The 7,322-nt window shown below is 67.3% G+C and carries 7 protein-coding genes; 3 read left to right on the plus strand and 4 right to left on the minus strand.

The window, feature by feature from the left end; translation table 11 throughout:
• The first annotated feature begins 578 nt into the window (after nt 1-578).
• Entirely contained in the window at nt 579-1,331 is a 753-nt protein-coding gene (locus tag B3T77_RS15005; protein WP_292080611.1) for a porin, read from the plus strand.
• Between the two features lie 117 nt (nt 1,332-1,448).
• Here B3T77_RS15005 and B3T77_RS15010 read toward each other — a convergent pair whose 3' ends face one another.
• The 3 genes from B3T77_RS15010 to B3T77_RS15020 form a co-directional block, all read right to left on the minus strand.
• Nucleotides 1,449-2,336: a GIN domain-containing protein gene (locus B3T77_RS15010; protein ID WP_292080613.1), complete on the minus strand. Its 888-nt coding sequence runs from the start codon at nt 2,334-2,336 to the stop codon at nt 1,449-1,451.
• 98 nt (nt 2,337-2,434) lie between these two features.
• Nucleotides 2,435-3,349: a transcriptional regulator gene (locus B3T77_RS15015; RefSeq protein ID WP_292080615.1), complete on the minus strand. Its 915-nt coding sequence runs from the start codon at nt 3,347-3,349 to the stop codon at nt 2,435-2,437.
• A 10-nt stretch (nt 3,350-3,359) separates the two neighbouring features.
• Nucleotides 3,360-4,520 carry a GNAT family N-acetyltransferase gene (locus B3T77_RS15020; protein WP_292080617.1) on the minus strand — a complete coding sequence of 387 codons (1,161 nt, stop codon included), beginning with the start codon at nt 4,518-4,520 and terminating at the stop codon, nt 3,360-3,362.
• Between the two features lie 149 nt (nt 4,521-4,669).
• Here B3T77_RS15020 and B3T77_RS15025 point away from each other — a divergent pair, with 149 nt between their 5' ends.
• Both B3T77_RS15025 and B3T77_RS15030 read left to right on the plus strand, forming a co-directional pair.
• The gene (locus B3T77_RS15025; protein ID WP_165117191.1) at nt 4,670-4,831 is read left to right on the plus strand and encodes a hypothetical protein; all 162 of its coding nucleotides are present in this window, start codon (nt 4,670-4,672) and stop codon (nt 4,829-4,831) included.
• A gap of 38 nt (nt 4,832-4,869) precedes the next feature.
• Complete coding sequence (locus tag B3T77_RS15030; RefSeq protein WP_292080619.1) at nt 4,870-5,937, plus strand: L,D-transpeptidase family protein; 1,068 nt, start codon at nt 4,870-4,872, stop codon at nt 5,935-5,937.
• Here B3T77_RS15030 and B3T77_RS15035 read toward each other — a convergent pair.
• Nucleotides 5,934-7,322, minus strand: a 1,389-nt coding sequence (locus B3T77_RS15035) for a carboxylesterase/lipase family protein (RefSeq protein WP_292080621.1), incomplete at its 5' end; no start/stop codon positions are given. The two genes, B3T77_RS15030 and B3T77_RS15035, sit on opposite strands and share 4 nt — an antisense overlap.

Genomic DNA, 7,322 nt, shown 5'->3' on the forward strand with positions numbered 1-7,322 from the left:
CTTCCAATGCGGTCGGAGGACCGCGTCCCTGTGAACCATTTCAAAGACCGAAGGCCTTCGGGCAAAAAGCCCTCAGGGAACGCAAATCCGCAAAAACGATCGGCCCACGCAGTCGCCCGCGAAGGCCGTTGATATCCCAAGAAGCTGCAAAGAACAGTGACTTAGGTCGTTCTTGCGAACCGCGTTTGCAGCGAACTGCACAGCCGGTCCAACAAGAGTGGTGGCTTATGCCTATCGATTCTGATTTCGTCAAGCGCGCAAACCCGGGCTGAGACAGGATTTCGACGCGGTCTTCCCCGAGGGCTGCGCACGGCGCGACGACACATTCGGCGGCGACGTCGGCGCGTTGCACGCCCTCTTTATAGTGGATGAGCGCGGCTGCGGCGCGCGATTAACGACTTGCCCCACAGATCGCCAAGTCGTGACACATTCTGGCCGCAACGCGTGGCTGCTGCGCAACAACCTTGCCATCCCAAGCCAATCGAACGTCGGTTTATTGCTCCGCTTCGTCCTAGGCTGATAGCAGCGCCCCTCCCCGGACCCCCATCCGGGTGCAGACTGCTAAGGACAAAAGAAAAATGAAGACGATCCTCCTCGCCACGGCCGCCGCCGCCCTGTTCGCCGCCCCGGCCTTCGCCCAAGACGCCATCGGTTCGGTCGGCGTGACCTATTCCAACCCGTCGATCGAAGTCGCCGGCGACGACGTCGACGCCGACGTCTGGACCGTTGACGGCTCGGTCGCCCTGCCGGCCCAGAACTGGACCGTGACGCTGAACGGCGCGATCGACTACACCAGGGCCTTTGGCGAGGAAGACGTCACCGGCGCCGCCGCCGCTCACCTGACCAAGATGTGGTCCTCCGACGTCCGCGCCGGCGCCTTCGTCGCCGCCAACGGCATCGGCAGCGGCAACGAGCCGATCTGGACGGTCGGCGCTGAAGCGCAGAAGTATCTGTCGAACGCCACCCTGACCGGCCAAATCGCCTACACGACCGCCGACAACGTGGACGCCGACATCTGGACCGTCGGCGCCGACGCCGCCTTCTATGTCATGCCGAACCTGCGCCTGAACGCCGGCGTCGCCTACAACAACGTCGACTTCTCGGGCGGCGACACCGACGCCTGGACCTACGGCGTGGGCGCCGAATACGAGTTCGAGAACACCCCGTTCTCGCTGGGCGCCGCCTACACCCGCGCCGACATCGATTCGCTGGACGTCGACACCTGGTCGGTCGGCCTGCGCTATTCGTTCGGCGGCGGTCTGCAAGCGCGTGACCGCGCCGGCGCCAACCTGGGCGTCTCGGCCATCTCCAGCGTCCTGAGCGTCTTCTAAGCGTCTCGGACCTGATCCATGCGAAGAGCCCCGGCGGAGCAATCCGCCGGGGCTTTTTGTTTGGCCGGAAAAGACCCCCGGGGTTCCACGACCGGGGGCCTTCTCGTCGCTCGGGTCTTACCGCCCGATCTGCAGAGTTCCCGATCCGACGACGGAGCGAGAGACCGATCCCGTGGCCGAGGCGACGCGGACGCTGCCCGATCCGGCGATCGCCACGTCCAGATCGCGCGTTGCGCCGCCGTAGCGCACATCGCCGGAACCGCCGATGGCGACCGACAGCTTGTCCATTCGGCCCTGCCGCACATTCACACCGCCCGAGCCGCCGATGGACAGTTCGCTGCGTCCTCCGGTGCTGGCCACCTCGACATTGCCCGATCCGCCGACAGCCGCCTTCAGGGCTCCGGTCGCTCCGGCCGAGATGGAGCCAGACCCGCCGACGCTGGCGTTCAGCGATCGAGACGTGCCCGCGCGGATCGCGCCCGAGCCGCCGAGTCCCAGTTCCAGATCGCCGTCCACATTGGCCACGTTCCAGTTGCCGCAGCCGCCATTGTCCAACTCGACCGATCGCGCGCCGCGTCCGACCGAGCCGAAGACCGCGCCGCTGGCGCTGACATCCACGACGCGCGGCGTGCGCACGACGATCAAGGGCGCGTCTTCCAGACGGATGCGGCCCAGGTCGCGCACCTCGACGGTCGCGCCCTGCCCCGGCTGGCCCGCATCGCTGCGGCCGGAGTTGCAGCCGCGAATGGCGCTGTTGCCGCCCCACATGCCGTTACGTCGCAGGCCGCCGTCGATCTTGACGTCGTTGCCTTCGCGGCGAACCTGGATGGCCGGCAAGCGCGTCTGGCCTTGCGTGACCTCGACGCCGATATCCTGACGATCCTCGACGATGACCACCACGCGGGCGACGGCGTTGCGGATCTCGACCTCGGCGGCCGAAGCGGGCGCCGCGACAAACCCGGTCAGGGTGGCGACGGCGGCGGCGGCGATCAGTGCGGTTTTCATGAGCGGTTTTCCCTTCCCGAATGTGAGGAGAAGGTGCGCGCCGCCCGCGCCCAAGTCATTTTAACTCGAGGTCATGAACTCGAATTAACGCCCCGAGCTTATGACGTCGCGTTCAGCGCGCCCGCGCCGTCAGCCGCGCCGATCTCCGGCTCGAAGTCGCGCTCCAAGTTGGCGATCTTGCTCTTCATCGCGCCCGCCTTCTTCAGCGCCAGCGACGCGGCCCAGCGCGCCGCCAGCTCCGGCGTCGTCATGCCGTCGGTGAAGCGCGGCCGCCCGCCTCGGCTGCGGATCACCGCATTGGTGAACAGCGCGCCGTTGCGGAACCGCGACGGCCAGGTCTGGAAATCCATCGACAGGCTGACGCAGAAGCGGTCCAGATTCTCCACCCGGTGCGGCGCATACAGGGGCCAGGTCAGGGCGCGGCCTGGCTCCAGATCCATGACCTGCGCGTCCTGTTCGAACGCCAGCGTGTAAGGCAGCTCTTCGGTCGTCTGGCGCGCGACCACCTGTTCCATGTTTCGCTCGGGCAGATGGCCCTCATCGCCGGGATAGACGAACAGCCGCTTGCGCCCACGCAGGTGAAACAACACCACGCCCGCCGCGTCGAAATGATAGGGCACGCGCGCCTTGGGCGACGACAGGATCAGCTGCCCCGCGTTCCGCACCGCCCGCATCCCCGGGTAGGTCGCCTGGATCGCCGCGAAATCCTTCATCGCCGCCACCCACAGCTCGGGCCAGCCAGTCTCGACCCCGCGCAGATTGACCCACAGCCGACCCTGTTTGATCGCCTCCAGCAGCTCCTCACCTGACAGCCGCCCGCGCGCGCCGGTGCGCAAGGACACCTGCCCCTCCTCGTCGTAGTCATACAGGTTGATGTCGAACAGCTCGGCCGGATAGCGATCCAGCACGGCGGCCAGCGCCGCGTCCTCGGCGAATCCTTGCTCGATCAGGGTGTGAGCGTGGGTCTTGGCCTCGGCGATCGGGCCCGGATAGCGTGTGCGGCGTTGGGTCATGCCGATGTCCTCAAACGTGGGCGACGCGCGCCGGCGTCTTCTTCTTCGCAGCCGCCTTCTGGACAGCCGACCGTGCGGCGACCGCCGCGCCCCTCAGCCGCCCGACCGGCGTCGCCTCGCAAGCTTCGATCGTGGCCCAGCGCCGACGCAGGGACGCCCGCACCGCCTCGCCGCGTCCGCCCGCCCTGTTCAGCGCCGCGACCGTGATGTCGCCCAGCGCCTGGGTCACGCCCGGCTGCATCACCACGGCTTCGCGCACCGTCTGGCGCGCGTTGACGAAATACTTCTTGTAGGTCTCGCCCTCGAAGCCGAAGTCGAACACCCGGAAGCCCTCGGCCGCCGCCAGCCGCATCGTGTCCATGCTGAGCAGGATGCCCGGCGAGCACCGCGCAAGCGTCGGCTCATAGGCAGGGAACCAGAAATGGTAATGCCGCCCGGCGTGCAGCGAGAACTCGATCGCCACCAGCTTGTCGCCTGCATGCATGGCCGCCATCGAAGCGCCGAAGCCTTCTCGCGCCTCGCTCATCAGAGCGTGCAGCAGATCCCGCGTCCATCCGCAGGCGAAGATGTCATGCAGGCCCGAGCGCCGATACTGCGCCGCCTTCAGCGCGATCAGATGATCCAGCAGCGCCGGATCTCTGAGACCCCGCTCCACCCGGATCGGCCCCAGTTCGGCCTCCAGGCTGCGGCGCGCACGCTCCTTGTCCTTGAAGTATTTGCCGAAAGTCTTGCGACGCTCGGCGTACCAGTCGTCATAGCCCGCCTCGGGCATGGCCACCTGCACGGTCTCACGCGCCTGGCCGGTTTCGCCCGCGCCGATCCACCCGGGCACGTTCAGCCGCTTGGCGTTCAACAGCCGCGCCACCTCCTCCAGCGTGATCGTCTCGTCCGCCGGGGCGATCACGCCGTGATAGTCGTTCATGGGCGCGCCCAGCGGCTGCACCGCTCCGCCGCGTCGCTGATGCGGGAAGAAGCCGACGATCTCACCGTCCCGTCGGAACACGGCGATCGCCGCGCCGGGGCAGACTCGCGAAGCGATCTCGGCATAGTCCCAGCGGAAATAGGGGCTGGCCAGAACGGGATTGCCAGCCGTCCACGCACGCCACAGGGCGACGGCGGCGGCATCCATCGCCGCCGCGTCCATGATCTCGACCTGCAGCATTCCGGCCATACGCATCCTCTTAGGGCCCTGTGCAGCAAGGTCCATTCCACATCGCACCCTGCCCTATGCGCGTTTCATCAGGGTTCACCGGCATGGTGAACGCGCGTTGACGGAGCCGCGGTCGCTCTGGTGCGTTTGAGTGACCCAAGGAGAAGACCATGACCGATCAACGCCCTGACAGCAAAGCCGTCGAGAACGAGAACCTGCGGCCGGACGCCGACGGCCAGCCGCCGCGCCCGGCGACCGAGCCCAAGGGTTCAAAGGATTCGTCCAACTCCGGCGAAACCGAAACCGACCCCGCGACCGGCGAACCCAACTGAACACCGACCGCCTGCACTCACCGTCTCGAAAGTCTCTGATGAATCGTCCCGCCTACCTCGCCGCATTCGCTGTTCTCGCTCTGGGCGCCTGTTCGCCGAAGGAAGAGAACACAGCCGCCCCAGCGGCGCAGACGGCCGAGGCCGCGCAAGTGGGCCAAACCGGCCCGCTCTCCCGAGACGCCATCGAAAACACCGCCTATGCGCCGCCGCCGGCCGCACAAGAGGGCCAGCCGGCCACCCCGAATGCCGCCCAGCAGCAGCCGCAGCCCGCCCTGATCCGCGCCCAGGTTCTTCTGGAACGCGCCCGCTTCTCGCCCGGCGCGATCGACGGCCTGGCGGGGTCGAACATGCGCCAGGCGATCTCGGCGTTTCAGGAAGCGAACGGCATGACGGTGAACGGCGAGTTGAACGCCGACGTGATGGGAAGACTGCGCGCCGCCGCCGGACCGGGCGCGGTGACCACCACCTACACCCTCACCCAGCAGGACATCGCCGGACCCTACCTCGGCGTCGTTCCCACGGAGTTGGAGGCTCAAGGTCAGGCGGCCCAAATGGGCTACGCCAATATCGTCGAGGCCTTGGCCGAGCGCTTCCACGTCACCGAGGCCTTGCTGCGCGCCATGAACCCCGGGGCCGACTTCAATCGCGTGGGCCAGGGCCTGCTTGTCCCCGCCGTCAACACCGCGCCCTTGGCCGCCGACGTGGACCACATCGACGTCGACAAGAGCGAAGGTTCGGTCAAGGCGTTCGACGCCGACGGCAAGCTGATCGCCTACTTCCCCGCCACCATCGGCAGCGGCGACAACCCGACGCCGACTGGCACGGTCAAGGTCAACGGCGTGGCGCGAAACCCGGACTACACCTACGACCCGTCGAAACTCAGCTATGGCGACGGCAAGAAGAAGGTCGTCGTCAAACCCGGTCCGAACAACCCAGTGGGCGTCGTTTGGATCGATCTGAACAAGCCCAGTTACGGCATCCACGGCACGCCGGACCCGCATCTGGTCGGCAAGACGGCCTCGCACGGCTGCGTGCGCCTGACCAACTGGGACGCCTGGATGCTGGCCGACAAGGTCAAGCCGGGCGTCACCGTCCGCTTTATCTAGTGGACGGCGCCGAACGGCGTCCCATCCCAGAAGTCGCAGTGGTGACGCTCGAAGAAGCCGTCGTCCATGACATCGCCCTCCGGCTTGAACACCCGCACCGGCCCCGCACCCTCGACGCGGGGCCATTCGGCGGCGAAGGCAGAACGGCCGAACGTCGCCCACAGCCTTTGCATCCGATCCGACAGCGCCTTCTGCTCCGGCGTAAACCGTTTGGGATCTGCGAACACCCAGCGCGTTCCAAACACATAGGCCAGCTCGCTGGCGTGATAGGCGCCCAGGTCCAGACCGACGATCCAGTCGGGCAGCATGAACGGCGCCGCGCGATCGGCGAACTCATAGCCCCACACCGGCACATGCTGGGCCAAAAGGCGTCGCAAGGCCTGTGACGGACAGGCGAACCTCTGGTCCGTGAAATTGGCAGCGATGGCATAGGCGGGCCCGTCCTCACCCACCGGATAGCGCGCCAACACCCGCTCGCCCTGATCGCCGTACATCCAGATCGTCTCCTTCTGATAGCGATCCATGTCCTGCACCTCGTTGGCGAACAGCCGCCCCTCATCGAGGTTCGTCCCGACGAGGACGGGCACGCGTGTGAACCGCCCTTCGCGGATCGCGACCGCCGGGCTTTCCGGCACGGTGGCGTCGGTGTGCACCGGTCCCCACGATCCCGGCCCGTTGATGCCCGCTCTCAATGACGCCGCCCGCGACAGCCGCCAGGCCGGCAACGCCTTCAGGCAAGCGATCTGATCCTCGCCGGTGCAGCCCAGCCTTTCGGCGAACATCGGCCCCGACTGGGCCGCGTCCTGCGCTCTGACCAGGGACGACGGCTCCAGGCATCCGCCGCTCTGCATGATGACCCGTTGATACAGGCCCTCCGAATGCGGCGACGCCATCAGGTAACAGGCCGTCCAGGCCCCGGCGCTCTCGGCGAACAGGGTGACATCGCCCGGGTCGCCGCCGAAGGCCGCAATGTTCCGATGCACCCATTTCAGCGCCGCCTGCTGATCCATCAGGCCGAAGTTGCCGCCGAAGCCTTCGCCAGTCGCCTGAAACCCCGGATGCGCCAGCCAGCCCAGCGCGCCGAGCCGATAATTCATCGTCACGACCACCCGACCCTGCTCGCGCGCCAGTTTCGAGGGATCGTAGTTGGCGCCCGCCCCCACGGTGAAGGCGCCGCCCGGGATATAGACCATCACCGGCCGCGCCTCGGCCGCCTCTCCGCCCGGCGCATAGATGTTCAGATACAGACAGTCCTCGGACCCGACGACGATCCCGCCGCCGCCGCCCAGGATCGAGCGTCGCCCGATCGCCTGGGTGCAGTCCGCACCGATCCGCGTCGCATCCCGAACGCCCTGCCATGCCGCGACCGGCTGCGGCGCGCGCCA

Origin of the sequence: Brevundimonas sp. UBA7838, from assembly GCF_002500885.1 — a bacterium.
Lineage (GTDB): Bacteria > Pseudomonadota > Alphaproteobacteria > Caulobacterales > Caulobacteraceae > Brevundimonas > Brevundimonas vesicularis_C.